General features: G+C 71.5%; 11 protein-coding genes. 8 read left to right on the top strand and 3 right to left on the bottom strand.

Going from position 1 to position 15728, the window contains the following annotated elements; translation table 11 throughout:
• Nucleotides 1-12 precede the first annotated feature (12 nt).
• Both B4K29_RS10830 and B4K29_RS10835 read left to right on the top strand, forming a co-directional pair.
• On the top strand, nt 13-609 hold the full coding sequence (locus tag B4K29_RS10830; RefSeq protein WP_286958427.1) for a hypothetical protein: 597 nt from the start codon (nt 13-15) through the stop codon (nt 607-609).
• The gene (locus B4K29_RS10835; RefSeq protein WP_286967282.1) at nt 606-2168 is read left to right on the top strand and encodes an acetyl-CoA acetyltransferase; all 1563 of its coding nucleotides are present in this window, start codon (nt 606-608) and stop codon (nt 2166-2168) included. Before B4K29_RS10830 ends, B4K29_RS10835 begins: the two co-directional genes overlap by 4 nt.
• A 15-nt stretch (nt 2169-2183) precedes the next feature.
• Here the strand turns inward: B4K29_RS10835 and valS are convergent, their stop codons facing one another.
• A complete protein-coding gene (valS, locus tag B4K29_RS10840; protein ID WP_286967284.1) occupies nt 2184-4817 on the bottom strand; it encodes a valine--tRNA ligase in 2634 nt (877 codons plus the stop codon).
• Nucleotides 4818-4915: 98 nt separating this feature from the next.
• Between valS and B4K29_RS10845 the strand changes: the two genes are divergently transcribed.
• Both B4K29_RS10845 and B4K29_RS10850 read left to right on the top strand, forming a co-directional pair.
• Nucleotides 4916-5686, top strand: a complete 771-nt coding sequence (locus B4K29_RS10845) for a lysophospholipid acyltransferase family protein (protein ID WP_286967285.1) — start codon at nt 4916-4918, stop codon at nt 5684-5686.
• Between the two features lie 113 nt (nt 5687-5799).
• Nucleotides 5800-6849: a S66 family peptidase gene (locus tag B4K29_RS10850; RefSeq protein ID WP_286967286.1), complete on the top strand. Its 1050-nt coding sequence runs from the start codon at nt 5800-5802 to the stop codon at nt 6847-6849.
• Between the two features lie 66 nt (nt 6850-6915).
• On the opposite strand, the gene B4K29_RS10855 is transcribed toward B4K29_RS10850, so the two are convergent.
• Entirely contained in the window at nt 6916-7455 is a 540-nt protein-coding gene (locus B4K29_RS10855; protein WP_154592583.1) for a DUF4916 domain-containing protein, read from the bottom strand.
• A gap of 76 nt (nt 7456-7531) precedes the next feature.
• Between B4K29_RS10855 and B4K29_RS10860 the strand changes: the two genes are divergently transcribed.
• The 3 genes from B4K29_RS10860 to B4K29_RS10870 all read left to right on the top strand — a co-directional run bounded on the left by B4K29_RS10860 (nt 7532) and on the right by B4K29_RS10870 (nt 11552).
• Nucleotides 7532-8761 carry an acetyl-CoA hydrolase/transferase family protein gene (locus B4K29_RS10860; protein WP_286967289.1) on the top strand — a complete coding sequence of 410 codons (1230 nt, stop codon included), beginning with the start codon at nt 7532-7534 and terminating at the stop codon, nt 8759-8761.
• 146 nt (nt 8762-8907) lie between these two features.
• Entirely contained in the window at nt 8908-10266 is a 1359-nt protein-coding gene (locus B4K29_RS10865; protein ID WP_286967290.1) for an FAD-binding oxidoreductase, read from the top strand.
• 5 nt (nt 10267-10271) lie between these two features.
• Entirely contained in the window at nt 10272-11552 is a 1281-nt protein-coding gene (locus B4K29_RS10870) for an SAM-dependent methyltransferase (protein WP_286967292.1), read from the top strand.
• A gap of 216 nt (nt 11553-11768) precedes the next feature.
• Here B4K29_RS10870 and B4K29_RS10875 read toward each other — a convergent pair whose 3' ends face one another.
• Nucleotides 11769-11903: a hypothetical protein gene (locus tag B4K29_RS10875; protein ID WP_286960947.1), complete on the bottom strand. Its 135-nt coding sequence runs from the start codon at nt 11901-11903 to the stop codon at nt 11769-11771.
• 418 nt (nt 11904-12321) lie between these two features.
• On the opposite strand from B4K29_RS10875, the gene ileS reads away from it, so the two are divergent.
• Nucleotides 12322-15651 (top strand): isoleucine--tRNA ligase, encoded by a 3330-nt coding sequence (gene ileS / locus B4K29_RS10880; RefSeq protein WP_286967293.1) that lies wholly within the window; start codon nt 12322-12324, stop codon nt 15649-15651.
• Nucleotides 15652-15728: the final 77 nt, after the last annotated feature.

The following is a 15728-nucleotide window of genomic DNA, read 5'->3' on the forward strand; positions in this document are numbered from 1 at the left end:
TGAGGTGGTCCCATGGCTCTTGCCTTCTCCCTGCGCCGCGGCCTCCCGGCCCCACGGCAGTCGACGCCCACGACCTGTGGGTCGACCTGCCTGGTGGTGGCCCGCATGCTGACGGACCCGGCGTATGCCGACCGCGTGCGGCGACGTGGCCTGGTCCCCGAGGAGCTGGTCGTCCGCAACCGCACCAACCGCCTGCTGGCGAGCCCCGTGTCCTGGCAGCTGCCGTGGCCGCGCGCGCTCGGGACGCCGCCGTGGGGCGCGGCGCGTGAGCTGGCCCGGGTGCTCGGGGTGCGTCGTCGGGCCGTGCGCTGGCACGTCGTCCGGTGGGCCGGCCGAGCCGAGCGAGCGGAGCTCCTGCGCACCTGGGAGACCTCCCTCGCCCCAGACTCACCGGCCCTGCTGTATGTCGGGAGCCGGTGGCTGCCTCGTCACGTGACGATGCTCGTGCCTGCCTCCGACGGTGCGGGGGTAGACGTCTTCGAGCCGTCCGCCGGCGAGGTGCTGGAGCTCGACCTGGCGGCCTTCATCGACGGGCGGGTGTCGTTGGCCGGGTGGAGCACCCCCTGGCTGGTCGTGGGGCCGGTCGTCGGACGGGGAGGCTCGTCGTGACCGTGGCCCCCGCGACCGTGCTCGGGCTGCCCGTCGGCCTGGACCCTCGCACCCCGGTCGTCATCGGGGTGGGGGAGTGGAGCGAGCGGCTGGGTGACCCGGCCTACGCTGCGCTGTCGCCGGTGGCGCTGGCGGCCCGAGCCGTCGAGCAGGCCCTGGCGGACGCTGCTCCGGGCGCGGGGGCGCGGGCGTTGCACCGGGCGGTCGACGTGGTGGCCGACATCCCGCAGTTCGAGGTCTCGACGCCGGAGGCCGTCGCGCCGCTGGGCCGATCGGACAACGTGCCGCGATCGGTGGCCACGCGCACAGGACTGCGCCCGCGCCACGTCCTGACCGACGTGGCCGGCGGGCAGGGGCCGCAGCACCTCGTCACGGAGCTCGCCGCGAGCATCGCCCGCGGCGACTGCGAGGTCGCGGTGGCGTGCGGCGCCGAGGCGCTCTCGACCATGCGGCACCTGCTCTCACGCCCCGCGGCCGAGCGGCCGAGCTGGTCCGAGGCCGTGGGCGGTCAGCACGAGGGGCGCGGGCACGGCCTCGAGGGGCTGGTGGACTTCGACGACTCCGGCCAGATCGACGCCCCCCGCCTCTACGCATTGCTCGAGCGGGCCCGGCAGCGCCGGCTGGCGCAGGCGGGGATGGACGACCCGGACTACGGAGCCTCGATGGGCGAGCTGTTCGCGCCCTTCACCCGGGTCGCGGCCCACCACCCGCACGCAGCCCTGCGCGAGAACCTCTCTGCCGCAGACCTGCTCACCGTGACGCCGCGCAACCGGATGGTGGCCGAGCCCTATCCCAAGCTCCTCGTGGCGCGCGACCTGGTCAACCAGGGCGCCGCCGTGATCGTCGCGTCGATCGAGCGCGCCGCGAGCCTTGGTGTGCCGCAAGACCGTTGGGTCTATCTGCACGGGCACTGCGACACGGTCGAGCGACCCCTGCTGGAGCGACCGGACCTCGATGCCTACCCGGCCGGCGTCGCCGCGGTGCGGTCCGCCCTGGAGGTGGCGGGCACCGGCCTGGACGAGGTGCGCCACCTCGATCTCTACTCCTGCTTCCCCGTCGCCGTGTCGTCGGTGTGCGACGGGATCGGCCTCGCCCCGGACGACCCGCGCGGGCTCACGCTGACCGGCGGGCTGCCCTACTTCGGCGGCCCCGGCAACGACTACACCATGCACGCGATTGCCGAGGCGGTCCGCCGGTTGCGCTGCGCCCCAGGGGACTTCGCGCTCACCACCGGCAACGGCGGGGTGCTGTCGAAGTACTCGGTCGGGCTGTGGTCGACCACCCCACGGGCCTGGCGACCGGGCGAGTCGGGAGCCGTGCAGCGCCGCCTCGACGCCGCGCCGACCGTGCCCCACCGCGCCCCGGGGCAGCACACCGCCCTGACGCCGGGCGCCGGCATACGGGACGGCCTGGAGACCTGGACGATCACGCACGCCAAGGACGGGGCGCGCGAGGCGACCCTCGTGGTCCGCGACGCCGACGGGGTGCGCTCGATGCACCGCACCAGCGACCCAGCCGTCCTGGCCGACCTGGCCGAGCTGACGGACCTGACCGACTAGGCCGGCGCCGCGGGGTCAGGCCTTCGGGCGCTTCTCGGCGGGGATCAGCTCGACGTCGCTCACCGCGAGCGCCTCGCCCTCGCCGTAGGTCAGGCCGCTGATGTTGCCGGTGGCGCGCAGGTCGGCCTCCGCGAGGCGCAGCTGCTCGACCTGGGCGGCCGGCGCCGTCAGCGTCATCGCGGTGATCTCGCTGCGCATGCCGACCTTGGCCTCGGACTTGGCCTTGCGGACGCCCACCAGCGCGGCGGAGACGGTGCCGAGCAGTGACGAGTCGCCTCGGACCGCAACGGTGCTCAGCTCGTCCGCGGTCGGCCACGGCTGACGGTGCACCGTGCCCTCGCGGAACCAGCTCCACACCTCCTCGGTGGCGTAGACGAGGACGGGGGCGAACAGGCGCAGGAGCACGTCGAGCGCGAGGCGCAGCGCGGCGCGCGCGGACGCGGCGCCCTCCTCGCCGCGGCCACCGTGGGCACGGTCCTTGACCAGCTCGATGTAGTCGTCGCAGAAGGTCCAGAAGAAGGTCTCGGTGGCCTCCAGCGCGCGGGTGTAGTCCATCGCCTCGTAGCCCGCGGTCGCGGTCTCGACGACCTCGGCCAGGGACGCCAGCATCGCCCGGTCCAGGGGCTCGGTCACCTGCTCGACCAGGTCGCCGGAGACCTCGCCGAAGGACAGCGCGAACTTGCTGGCGTTGAGCAGCTTGATGGCCAGGCGACGGCCGACCTTCATCTGCGCCTCGTCCAGCGCCGTGTCCGTCCCGAGGCGAGCAGCCCCGGCCCAGTAGCGGATCGCGTCGGTGCCGTGCTGCTTGAGCAGGTCGATGGGCGTCGTGGCGTTGCCCTTGGACTTGCTCATCTTCTTGCGGTCGGGGTCGAGGATCCAGCCGTTGACGGTCGCGTCGGTCCACGGCAGCGAGCCGTGCTCCAGGTGGGCGCGCACCATCGTCGCGAACAGCCAGGTGCGGATGATGTCGTGGCCCTGGGGACGCTGGTCGAAGGGGAAGATCTTGGCGAACAGCTCGGGGTCCGAGCCCTGCCCGCCCGCGCGCCAGCCCGCCGCGATCTGCGGGGTCAGCGAGGAGGTCGCCCACGTGTCCATGACGTCCGCGTCGCCGACGAAGCCGCCGGCCTGGCCACGCTGGGACTCGTCATACCCCGGGGCCGGCTGCGAGGCCGGGTCGACCGGCAGCTGCTCCTCGGTCGGGACGATCCGCTCCTCCCAGCGGACCTCGCCCTGCTCGTCCACGCGGTACCACACGGGGATCGGCACGCCGAAGAAGCGCTGCCGCGAGATCAGCCAGTCGCCGTTGAGGCCGCCGACCCAGTTGTCGTAGCGGGACCGCATGTAGGACGGGTGGAAGTCGAGCTCGCGCCCGCGCGCCCGCATCGCCTCGCGCAGGTCCTCGTCACGACCACCGTTGCGGATGTACCACTGGCGGGAGGTCACGATCTCGAGGGGCTTGTCGCCCTTCTCGAAGAAGTTGGCCTTGCGCTGGGTCTTGGTGGGCTCGCCGTCCAGGTCGCCCGAGCCTCGCAGCGCGTTGACCACGGCCTCGCGGGCGGAGTGCGTGGTCTTGGTGGCCATCTCGGAGTAGATCTCGCGACCGGTCTCGGACGTGATCCAGTCCGGGGTCTCCGCCTGGATGCGGCCGTTGCGGGTGATGACCGACCGCGTCGGCAGCTGCAGCTCGCGCCACCACTGCACGTCCGTCAGGTCGCCGAAGGTGCAGCACATGGCGATGCCGACGCCCTTGTCCATCTCGGCGGCCGGGTGCGCCAGGATGGGCACCTCGACGTCGAAGAGCGGGGATCGCACCGAGGTCCCGAACAGCCCCTGGTAGCGCTCGTCGTCCGGGTGCGCGATCAGCGCGACGCAGGCCGGCAGCAGCTCGGGCCGGGTGGTCTCGATGTAGACCTTGTCGCCGCCGGGGTCGTGGAAGGACACCCGGTGGTAGGCACCCGGGTAGTCGCGCGCCTCGAGCTCGGCCTGGGCCACGGCGGACTGGAAGGTCACGTCCCACAGCCCCGGCGCCTCGGCCTGGTAGGCCTCGCCGCGCGCGAGGTTGCGCAGGAAGGCCTGCTGGGCGGTGGCGCGGGAGTGGTCGTCGATGGTGCGGTACTGCACGTCCCAGTCGAGGGACAGGCCGAGATAGCGGAAGGTGTCCTCGAAGGTCACCTCGTCCTTGACCGTGAGGATGTCGCACAGCTCGATGAAGTTGGCCCGGCTGACCGGGACCTGGTCGGCGGCCTTGACCGACTTGCCGTCGGCACCCTCGTGCGGCGGGGTGAAGCCCTCGACATAGGGCAGGGTCGCGTCGCCGCGCACGCCGTAGTAGTTCTGCACGCGCCGCTCGGTGGGCAGACCGTTGTCGTCCCACCCGATCGGGTAGAACACCTCGTGCCCGGTCATGCGCTTGTAGCGCGCGAGGCAGTCGGCCTGCGTGTAGCCGAAGACGTGCCCGATGTGAAGCGACCCCGACGCGGTGGGCGGGGGCGTGTCGATCGCCCAGATCTGCTCGCGGGGCAGGTCCATGGCCCGCGCCCGGTCGAACCGGTAGGTGCCCTGGTCACGCCATACCTGCAGCCACTTGTCCTCCAGGCCGTCCAGCGACGGCTTGTCCGGGACGTGGGTGCGCGGCGTGTCAGTGGTCATGCGCGGATTCTCCCAGACCGCGAGACCGCGTCGCCAATCCGTATGCCGTCGCCCGGGTCACCTCCCGACCAGGGTGACCCGCCGGTAGGGTCTGCCCCATGGCGAGCTTCTGGCAGATGCTGCGACGTGATCCCGTCTACACCCCCGTGGTCGAGGCGTTCAAGGGGGTCTTCGCGCTGCAGGGACTGCGCTTCCGGATCACCGGCGGCGACAACGTCCCCGGCCAGGGTCCCGCGGTGATGATGATCAACCACACCGGCTACTTCGACTTCACGTATGCCGGACTGGCGGCTCTCCCGTCGCGTCGCCTCGTCCGGTTCATGGCCAAGGAGAGCGTGTTCCGCCACCCGGTGAGCGGTCCGCTGCTGCGGGGGATGCGGCACATCTCGGTGGACCGGGCGGCGGGGGCGGCGTCCTACGGGCACGCCCTGGACGCCCTCAGAGCCGGGGAGATCGTGGGCGTCTTCCCGGAGGCGACCATCTCGATGTCCTTCGAGCCCAAGGCGTTCAAGAGCGGCGGGGTGCGGATGGCGCAGGCGACGGGCGCGCCGATCCTCCCCGTGGCGATCTGGGGCTCGCAGCGGGTGTGGACCAAGGGCCACCCCAAGCGGCTCGGTCGCACCAACGTGCCCATCGGCATCACGGTGGGCGAGCCGATCCGGGTGCGGCCCGAGGACGACGTCGTCGAGGTGACCGCGCACGTGCGCGACACGATCACGCGGATGCTGCACGAGCTGCAGGACGCCTACCCGCCCGTGCCCGAGACCGAGCGGCACCTGGTGCCGGTGCGTCTCGGCGGCACGGCGCCGACGCCCGAGGAGGCGGCGGTGCTGGAGGCGCGGCTGCGCGCCAAGGGCGTCCAGGGCTGACCTCCCTCGGGCAGGCGCCCCCGCCCGGCGGCGGGCGGTGGACGTCATACGGCAGGCAGGGCCACCCTGCTGATCGTGCAGACGGCGGTCTCGCGGGATGGTTCGATGGCCGTATGCCGCACCCCCTCGCCCTCCCGCCCAAGGCGTCACCGGGGGACCGCATCGCCGTGGTCTCCCCGTCCTTCGCCGCGCCTGCCGTCTATCCGCAGGTGCACGAGCAGGGGATGCGTCGCCTCGCTGAGGTGACCGGGCTGGTGCCGGTGGAGTACCCCACGACGCGCCAGCTCGGGGCCTCGCCGCAGGACCGGGCGCGGGACCTCATGGCGGCCTTCACCGACCCGCAGGTCCGCGCCGTGCTGGCCGTCGTGGGCGGTGACGACCAGATCACCGTGGTCCCGCACCTCGACCCCGAGGTGGTGCGCCGCGACCCGAAGCCCTTCCTCGGCACCAGCGACAACACCAACCTGCACGCGTGGCTGTGGGGCGCGGGCGTGGCGAGCTTCTACGGCGGCTCGTCGCAGGTGCACCTGGGCCCGGGGCCGGGCGTGGACGAGGTGCATGCGGCGTCGCTGCGGGCGTCGCTGCTGACGGGGGAGCGGCTGGAGATCACGGATCCGGGGGAGTCGCAGGACCTGGGCCTGGACTGGGGCGACCCGCGGGCGCTGACCGAGGGCGGGCCGCGCGAGCCGACGGAGCCCTGGACGTGGCACGGTCCGCGGCGCGCGGTCACCGGGCCGACCTGGGGTGGCTGCCTGGAGGTGCTGCAGTGGATCCTGACGGCGGGGCGCTTCCCGGCCGACCCGGGCGTGCTCGACGGCGGGGTGCTGCTGGTGGAGACCTCCGAGGAGCTGCCCTCCGCCGTCGAGGTCGGTCGCATCCTGCGGTCGATGGGGGAGCGGGGTCTGCTGGCCGCCGTCGACGCGGTGCTGGTGGCGCGCCCGCCGGTGTCGAGCTTCGAGGTACGCCCGGGGGTCGAGGACCGGGCTCGGCTGCGGGCCGCCCAGCGGGAGGCGGCCGTGGAGATGATCGCGCGGTACAACCCGGACGCCGTGGTGTGCGTGGGCATCCCCTTCGGTCACACCCGGCCACAGTGGATCCTCCCGCACGGTGGCGTCATGACCGTCGACGGGGAGCAGCAGCGGGTGTGGGCCGACTACTCGTGAACCCGCCGGGGGTAGGACCATCGGCCTGGGGTGCGAAGGCCGGTCGATCGGACTACCGGGGGTAGGTCAGACGGCGAAGCCGAGGTGAGCGAGGGCCTGACGCAGCAGCGTGGCGTGGCCACGGCCCATCTCCTCGGCGACGGCGCGGCTGCACGCCTCGCGGGGGGTGAGCCAGGCCAGGTCCAGGGCGTCCTGGGAGGGCGCGCAGTCCCCGGCCACGGGCACGACGTACCCCAGCGCCACCGCGTGCTGGCGCGGGTCGTGGAAGGGCGTGACGCCCGGGGTGGGGAAGTACTCCGAGACCGTGAACGGCTGAGGGCTGACAGGAATCCGCGGCATCGCCAGGGGCCCGAGGTCCTTCTCGATGTGCCGGAGCAGCGCGTCCCGCAGCCGCTCGTGGTAGAGCACGCGCCCGCTCACCAGCTCGCGAGCCATCTCGCCGTTGCCGGACACGCGCAGCAGCGTCCCGAGGTGGGTGACCTCGCCCCGGTCGTCCACGCGCACGGGCACGACGTCGACGTACAGGATGGGCAGGCGCTCGCGGGCCTGCTCCAGAGTCTCGTGGCTGAGCCAGGCGGCCGAGGCATCGACGTCGGGGAGGTTCATGGCGCCATTCCACCACGACCCGGTGATGCCGGGGGGTGCCTGCCGACCCGCCAGGGCCGTCCGGCAGGCTAGGACCATGAACGTGATCAGCACCGCCCAGATGAAGTCCCTGCTCGAGCGCGCCCCCGAGAACCCCCGCGTCGTGGCCACGGGCAACCACGTGCCCCCCTGGGCGCTGCTCGAGATCGTCGACGAGGCGCTGCCCACCTATCGGCTCAACATGCTCAACGCGCCGGCCGGCATCTCCACCCGCGAGGGCGTCGAGCACGAGTCCTGCTTCGTCGGGGTGGGGATGCGCAAGCTCCCCACGCTGCACTACACGCCGACCCGACTGTCCCTGGTGCCCATGCTCTTTCGCACCACCCTCGCCCCGGACGTCGTCGCCGTCCACGTGAGCGCCCCCATCAACGGCAAGGTGTCGCTCGGCGTCGAGGTCAACGTCATGGTCGCCGCCATCGAGGCGGTCAAGGAGCGCGGCGGGATCCTGGTGGCGCAGATCAACAAGCACATGCCCTACACCTACGGCGACGGCGAGTTCCCGGTCGACATCTTCGACGCCTTCATCGAGGCCGACGCCTCGATCGCCGCCGTCCATCCCCAGGCCAAGCCCGACGACGCGACCTCGCTCATCGGCGAGCTGGTGTCCGGACGGGTCGGCAACGGCGCCACGCTCCAGCTGGGCATCGGCGCGGTCCCCGACGCCACGCTGCCCGGCCTCGCCCGCCGGCACAACCTCGGCATCTGGACCGAGATGTTCTCCGACGGCGTGCTGCTGCTCGACCGCGTGGGGGCCCTCGACGAGATGCGACCCATCGTCGCGTCGTTCGCTTTCGGCAGCGAGGCGCTCTACCAGTGGTGCCACCTCAACAACCGGATCATCATGCGCCGCACCGAGATCACCAACGACCCGGGCCAGATCGCCAAGCAGCCGCAGATGACCTCGATCAACACGGCGCTGCAGGTCGACCTGCTCTCGCAGGCCAACGCCTCGCGCATCAAGGCCCGGATCCACTCGGGCTTCGGCGGGCAGACGGACTTCATCGTGGGGGCGCTGCACGCCAAGGGCGGCCAGGCGATGATGGCGCTCCGCTCGTGGCACCCCAAGGCCGACGTGTCGACGATCGTGCCCATGCTGACCGAGCCGACCACGTCCTTCCAGCACTCCGCGGTGATCACCGAGCAGGGCGTGGCCGAGGTCTTCGGTCACCCGGAGAAGGTCCAGGCCCGCAACATCATCGAGCAGGCCGCGCACCCGCGGGTGCGTGATTCCCTGTGGGAGGCGGCGCAGGGGCTCGGCCTGGCCTGACCCCTGGACCGCCGGCGTCCGCGTCCGTGTCCGTGTCCGTGAACGAGTGTTCACCATGTGGTTAGGGCACCGTTTGTCGGCTACGAAGTCGTAACGTGCTGGGCATGGGGTCGTTGAACCACGTTCCGTCTCACCACCGTGTCGCGGTGGCCGGGCTGCAAGCCTCCCTGGCCGCCATGCCTCCGGGTGAGCAGGTCCGGCTGGCCAAGTCCACGTCCAACCTCTTCCGCCCCCGGGGCCGGGCCTCGCAGGGGCTCGACGTCTCGGGGCTGACCGAGGTCCTGCACGTCGACCCGGTGGCGCGCACGGCCGAGGTCCAGGGCATGTGCACCTACGAGCACCTCGTCGAGGCCACCGCCCCGCACGGGCTGATGCCGCTGGTGGTGCCGCAGCTGCGGACGATCACGCTCGGCGGAGCCGTCAGCGGGCTGGGCATCGAGGCCACGTCCTTCCGCAACGGGCTCCCGCACGAGTCCGTGCTCGAGCTGGACGTGCTGACCGGGACCGGCGAGGTCGTGACGGCTCGCCCGGACGGCGAGCACGCCGACCTCTTCGCGACCTTCCCCAACTCCTACGGCAGCCTCGGCTACGCCACGCGCCTCGTCATCGAGCTCCAGCCGCTCGGTCGTCAGGTGGCGCTGCGCCACGTGCACCTGGGTGGGGTGAGTGAGCTGACCCGGCTCGTGGAGCAGGTCACCGAGGCCCGGTCGTATGCCGGAGAGCCCGTCGACGCGATGGACGGCGTGGTGTTCGGGCCGGACGAGGCCGTGCTGACGCTCGCGCGCTTCGACGACGAGCGGACGGGCCCCACGAGCGACTACACCGGTCAGGACGTCTACTACCGCTCAGTGCAGCGCTACGACGAGGACCGGCTGACGGGCGTGGACTACCTCTGGCGCTGGGACACCGACTGGTTCTGGTGCTCAGGGGCCTTCGGGGCGCAGCACCCGCTGGTCCGTCGGGTGTGGCCGCGCCGGTGGCGACGCAGCGACGTCTACCACCGCATCGTCGGGCTGGAGAACCGCTATGGCGTCGCAGCGGCCCTCGACCGGCGGCGCGGTCTGCCCGACCGGGAGCGCGTCGTGCAGGACGTCGAGGTGCCCCTCGAGCGTCTCGAGGACTTCGTCTCGTGGTTCCTCGAGCACGTGCCCATGGTGCCGATCTGGGTGTGTCCCCTGCGGCTACGGGAGTCGGAGGGCCCCGGTGGCATCCGGACCGCTCGGACCTGGCCCCTCTATCCGCTCGAGCCTGGGCGCACCTACGTCAACGTCGGCTTCTGGGGCACGGTGCCCATCGAGCCGGGCCGCCGCGACGGCGACGTCAACCGGATGATCGAGGAGCGGGTCGGAGAGCTCGGCGGTCACAAGTCCCTGTACTCCGACGTCTACTACGACCGACAGACCTTCGACCGCCTGTACGACGGGGCGGCCTGGCGCGCGGTCCGCGACCGGTACGACCCGTCCGGCCGATTCCCGACGATGTACGACAAGGTGGGTGGTCGATGATGTCCATGACTGCACAGACTCCGCGGGTGGCTGACCTGGTGACGGTGGTGACCGAGGGGCCGCTGCCGTTCCGCCTGACGGCCTATGACGGGACCGACCTCGGTCCCCAGGACAGCGACCTCGCGGTGCACGTCGCCAGCGAGGAGGGGCTCCGCTACATCCTCTCGGCGCCCGGCGACCTCGGCCTCGCCCGCGCCTACCTCACCGACAACCTGGTGGTCCGGGGCGTCCAGGAGGGCGATCCCTACGAGATCTTCCGCCGGCTCAAGCGCGAGGTGCGGACGCGTCGGCCGGCGCCGAGCGAGCTGGCTGCGCTGCTGCGAGGATTCGGCCCGCGCATGGTCCTCCCTCCGCCGGCACCGCCGATGGAGGCGTTGCCGCGCTGGCGCCGGGCGGTCCGCTCGATCGACCCCCGTCGGCGCGCGGCTGCCTCCATCTCCTCGCACTACGACGTGTCCAACGCCTTCTACGAGCGGGTCCTCGGCCCGTCCATGGTCTACACGTGCGCGGTGTTCGACACCCCCGAGACGACGCTGGAGCAGGCGCAGGAGCGCAAGTTCGCCCTCGTCGCCGACAAGCTGGCGCTGCGGCCCGGCCAGCGGCTGCTCGACGTCGGCTGCGGCTGGGGAGGGATGGCGATGCACGCCGCCCGTGAGCACGGGGTGTCGGTGCTGGGGGTGACCCTGTCGCGCGAGCAGGCCACGTGGGGGCAGGAGGCCGTCGAGCGTGCGGGTCTGTCGGGGCAGGTCGAGATCCGGCACGCCGACTACCGCGACGTGACCGAGGGCGGCTTCGACGCGATCAGCTCGATCGGCCTGACCGAGCACGTGGGGGTGCGCAACTACGGGAAGTACTTCGCCTTCCTGCACGACCACCTCCGCGAGGGCGGGCGCCTGCTCAACCACTGCATCACCCGCGCCGACGGACGGGCGGACTTCCGGCCGGAGCCCTTCACGGACCGCTACGTCTTCCCGGACGGGGAGCTGGCCGCACCCGGGCGTCTCGTGAGCGAGTGCCACGACGCGGGGTTCGAGGTCCAGCACGACGAGAACCTCCGCATGCACTACGCCCTCACGCTGCAGCAGTGGTGCGAGAACCTCGTCGACTCGTGGGACTTCTGCGTCGAGGATGCCGGGCTGGCGACGGCGCGCATCTGGGGCCTCTACATGGCCGGCTCGCGGATGGCGTTCGAGGCCAACTGGCTGCAGCTGCACCAGATCCTGGCGACCAAGGTCGGCGAGGACGGGGCCACGACCTACCCCCTGCGACCCGACTGGCGTCCCTGAGCCGTATGCCGTCCCCGCGTGCGGGCGGACTCGCACGCACCACCAGACGAAGGCCCAGGACGCCACGCCGCTGCTGGGCGTTGTGCAGGTGAGTCCGCCGCACCCTGACGTCACGCGTCGGTCGTCGCTCAGGACGGCGGGTGGAGAGGCGGTGGTTGCCGTCGGTGCGGCGGCGGCGTGAGCTCCAGCCGTCGTGCCCAGTCCGGCCACGCGAGGTCAGCACGCGCCGAGAGCGGGAGCTGCCACCCCGGACTGGGCCTGCGCGACGGCATACGCCTCGGAGACGGTCGCGAGGAGGTCCTCGATCGCGGCGGTCACCGCGGGCGTGCGCCAGAGCTCCTCCAGATCCATCTGCCACCACCTCCGGCCGCCCGCCACGTCCTCGTCGACGGACCAATCCTATTGCCACGCAACACGATCCGGTAGGTGCAGCCGGGTGATAGGGCTCGCACACAGTAGCGAAAAGGATGGATTCGAGGTGTGTCTGCGGTCTCCGATAGACTGGTCTCACAGACGTCTGAGCCGCTATCACCGGCGAGTCTCCGGAAGAACGGCGCCCCGCCACCAGCAGAGCGCCTACTAGACCCGGACGGGCGGGCCCGTCACAGCCTTCGACCAGAGCGGTCGGCCGCGTTCGTCATACGAGCCCGTATGACGAGATCCCGCGACCGGCAAGCGAGGTGGCACCGCGGGAGCGCCGCACGGCGCGATCGTCCTCGTGATCAGCACCGTCCAGATCACCGTGACTCGTCCCCAGGGAGCCCCACCCATGACCTATCCCCAGGTCTCCACCGATCCGCAGCTGCCCGCCGCACCGTCCGGCGTGGTCTCGAGCCCGCGCTTCCCGGAGATCGAGGAGCGCATCCTGCGCTACTGGGACCAGGACGGCACCTTCCAGGCGTCGGTGGCCAACCGCCCGGTGGGTGAGGACGGTGCCAACGAGTTCGTCTTCTACGACGGGCCGCCGTTCGCCAACGGCCTGCCGCACTACGGCCACCTGCTGACGGGCTACGTCAAGGACATCGTCCCGCGCTACCAGACGATGCGCGGCCGGCACGTCGAGCGGCGCTTCGGCTGGGACACGCACGGCCTGCCCGCCGAGCTCGAGGCGATGCGCCAGCTGGGCATCAAGACCAAGGACGAGATCGTCGAGCTCGGCATCGACGCGTTCAACGCCAAGTGCCGCGAGTCCGTGCTGACCTTCACCGACGAGTGGCAGGACTACGTCACCCGCCAGGCCCGCTGGGTCGACTTCGACAACGACTACAAGACGCTCAACCCGGACTACATGGAGAGCGTCATGTGGGCCTTCAAGACGCTCCACGACAAGGGCTTGATCTACGAGGGCTTCCGCGTCCTGCCCTACTGCTGGAACGACCAGACGCCGCTGTCCAACCACGAGCTGCGCATGGACGACGACGTCTACCAGGTGCGCCAGGACCCGGCCGTCACGGTGGGGCTGCGGATCGAGGGCGACGGCCCGGACGACGACCTCGACGGGGCGCTCGCGGTCGTCTGGACCACGACGCCGTGGACCCTGCCGTCCAACCTCGCGATCATGGTCGGCGGCGACATCGACTACGTCGTGGTCGAGTCGGACGTGCCGACCGGGCGCAGCGAGCGCTACGTCTTCGCCGAGGCGCGGCTGGCGTCATACGCCCGGGAGCTGACCGGCGACCCCAAGGGCGACGTCGAGTCGCTGGTCGTCAAGCGGCTCAAGGGGTCCGAGCTCGCCGGCCACCGCTACCAGCCGCCGTTCTCCTACTACCTCGGGCACGCCAACGCCTTCCGCATCGTCGAGGCGGAGTTCGTCACGACCACCGACGGCTCGGGGCTCGTTCACACCGCCGGCGCGTTCGGCGAGGACGACAAGGTCGTCACCGACCGCGAGGGCATCGAGGCGGTCATGCCCGTCGGCCCCGACGGCCAGTTCACCCACCCCGTCGTCGACTACACCGGGATGCTCGTCTTCGACGCCAACCCGCACGTCATCGACCACCTCAAGGCCGCGACGCGCGGCGAGGGCGAGACCGGCTCGGTCACCGAGGGCACCGTCCTCGTGCGCCGCGAGACCTACGACCACTCCTACCCGCACTGCTGGCGCTGCCGGCAGCCCCTGATCTACAAGGGCGTGTCGAGCTGGTTCGTCGAGGTCACGAAGTTCAAGGACCGGATGCTCGAGCTCAACGAGCAGATCTCGTGGACCCCCGAGCACATCAAGCACGGTCAGTTCGGCAAGTGGCTGGAGAACGCCCGCGACTGGTCGATCACGCGTAACCGCTTCTGGGGCAGCCCGGTTCCCGTGTGGCGCTCCGACAACCCGGAGTACCCGCGCATCGACGTCTACGGGTCCTTCGAGGAGATCGAGCGCGACTTCGGGCGCGTCCCGCGCAACCACGAGGGCGAGTCCGACCTGCACCGTCCCTTCGTGGACGAGCTGACCCGCCCCAACCCCGACGACCCCACGGGCCGCAGCACGATGCGCCGGGTCGAGGACGTCCTGGACGTGTGGTTCGACTCCGGGTCGATGAGCTTCGCCCAGGTGCACTATCCCTTCGAGAACGCCGAGTGGTTCGAGCACCACTTCCCGGGCGACTTCATCGTCGAGTACATCGGTCAGACCCGCGGCTGGTTCTACACGCTGCACGTGCTGGCGACGGCGCTCTTCGACCGCCCGGCCTTCTCCTCCTGCGTGTCCCACGGCATCGTCCTCGGCTCCGACGGCGCCAAGATGAGCAAGTCGCTGCGCAACTACCCCGACGTGTCGGAGGTGTTCGACCGGGACGGCGCCGACGCGATGCGCTGGTTCCTCATGTCCAGCCCGATCCTGCGCGGCGGCAACCTCATCGTCACCGAGAAGGGCATCCGCGACGGGGTCCGTCAGGTCCTCATCCCGCTGTGGAACACCTGGTACTTCTTCACGCTCTACGCCAACGCCTTCGACGGCGGGCGCGGCTACGAGGCGCGCTGGTCCACCGGCTCCACGGACCTGCTCGACCGCTACCTGCTGGCCAAGCTGCGGGAGTTCGTGGAGGCGATGCAACAGCAGATGGACGCGTATGACGTCGCGTCCGCCTGCGAGACCATGCGCGGCTTCCTGGACGTGCTGACGAACTGGTACGTCCGCCGCTCGCGGGAGCGCTTCTGGGACACCGGCGGGGCCGACCGCGAGGCGACCACGCAGGCGTTCGACACGCTCTACACCTGCCTCGAGGTCGTCACCCGCACCTGCGCGCCGCTGCTGCCGCTGGTCACCGAGGAGATCTGGCGCGGCCTCACCGGCGGCCGCTCGGTGCACCTGGCCGACTGGCCGGACGCCACGCAGCTGCCGAACGACCACGAGCTGGTCGCGCGCATGGACCGCGCCCGGGACATCTGCTCGGTGGCGTCCTCGCTGCGCAAGGCCCAGAACCTCCGCGTCCGCCTGCCCCTCGCCGACCTCACCGTGGTCACCGAGGACGCCGCCGGTCTCGCCGCCTTCGCCGACATCGTCAAGGACGAGGTCAACGTCCGCGCGGTCACGCTGCGGGACGTGGGTGAGGTCAGCGAGGAGGACTTCGGCATCTCGCAGCGCCTCACCGTCAACGCGCGCGCGGCCGGTCCCCGGCTCGGCAAGGACGTGCAGCGCGCCATCAAGGGCTCGAAGTCCGGCGACTGGTCGGTCGTCGCCGACGGCGTCGTCACCGCCGGTGGGCTCGCGCTGCACGACGGCGAGTTCACGCTCGAGACGGTCAGCGCCGGCGACGGCCCGGACCACCACGCGACGGCCATGCTGCCCGGCGGCGGCTTCGTGGTCCTCGACACCGAGGTCACCCCCGAGCTCGCCCGCGAGGGCGTGGCCCGCGACCTCGTCCGCGCCGTCCAGCAGGCCCGTCGCGACGCCGGCTTCGAGGTGTCCGACCGGATCTCGTTGACGGTCACCGGCGCCCAGGAGGTCTACGACGCGACGGTCCACCACCAGGACCTGCTCGTCGAGGAGACCCTGGCCAGCCAGTTCGGCTCCGCGCCCAACCTGCTCGCGATCGACGGTGACGGCGTCACCGAGGTCGAGGTCGGCGACGGCTACCACGCACGCATCCTGGTGAAGAGGCTCTCGTGAACAACCACCGCCATGACGATCACGACGACGCCGAGGGGATGGACGGCCACGACGCCGTCGACCTCTCGGGCAACGAG

The organism is Arsenicicoccus sp. UBA6765 (assembly GCF_002453335.1).
In the GTDB taxonomy this organism is placed as follows: domain Bacteria; phylum Actinomycetota; class Actinomycetes; order Actinomycetales; family Dermatophilaceae; genus Arsenicicoccus; species Arsenicicoccus bolidensis.